Annotated in this window: 2 protein-coding genes; both read right to left on the bottom strand. The window is 67.3% G+C overall.

Features of this window, described 5'->3' with window-relative positions:
• A partial coding sequence (locus ABFX50_RS50765; protein ID WP_346158517.1) for a glycosyltransferase family 2 protein occupies nt 1–503 on the bottom strand: 503 nt, incomplete at its 3' end.
• Nucleotides 504–512: 9 nt separating this feature from the next.
• Nucleotides 513–860: hypothetical protein (locus tag ABFX50_RS50770; RefSeq protein WP_346158519.1), on the bottom strand; the 348-nt coding region annotated here is incomplete at its 5' end.

Here is an 860-nt window from a genome sequence, read left to right on the forward strand (position 1 = left end):
AGCCGGAAGTCGCCGGTGTTGCGCGGGATGTCGATGGAGGCGAGCTTCTCCAGCGTGCGGTAGAAGACGTTCGCGGTGAGGCGCTTGAACAGGCCGTCCTGGCGGGAGCGGCGCTGCGCGTACACCACGTCCACGCCCTGCTCCCAGCGCTCGATGAGCTCCAGGCTGACCCGCGGCGGGTCCTGCATGTCCGCGTCCATGATGATCACGGCGTCGGCGTCGGCCGCCGCGTCCAGGCCCGCGGTGACCGCCAGCTGGTGGCCGAAGTTGCGGGACAGGCTGATCACCGTCGCGCGCTCGTCGCGCTCGCGCAGGGCGAGGAGCTTGTCGAGCGAGGCGTCCCTGCTCCCGTCGTTGACGTAGACGAACTCCAGGTCGTAGCGATCCCGGAGCGGGGTCGTGACCTCGTCGATCGTCTGGTGGAGCAGGTCGATGTTGTCCTGCTCGTTGTAGATCGGGAAGATGTAAGTGATCTTCCGCCGCGAGGCCGGAGCACCCACCATTGCGATCCCCTACTTGGTCGTGACTACCGAGAACACAACGCGTCCCGGAATGTTGGCAGTGATGTTCTTGGTGTCCAGTTCCCGGCCGCCCAGCACGAGCGAGTCGTCACCGGGCGCGGAGATGAGAATGGGCGCCTCGGCGTGGGAAAGCGGGAGCCGGTGCGGTTCCCCGTCCAGCGTGATCCAGTATTCACCGGAGCGGAACGCGGTCGACTTGAGCTTGGCCAGGATCGACTGCTCCGGGTGGAAGCGGGCGACGACCAGGCCCTCGTCCGAGGTGGGCACCGGGATGCTCTCGTGCGCGCCCATGGTGACCTCGCCCAGCGGCTTCTCCTCGCCGCACCGGTTCTCGATCCG

This window comes from Nonomuraea recticatena, from assembly GCF_039533245.1.
In the GTDB taxonomy this organism is placed as follows: domain Bacteria; phylum Actinomycetota; class Actinomycetes; order Streptosporangiales; family Streptosporangiaceae; genus Nonomuraea; species Nonomuraea roseola.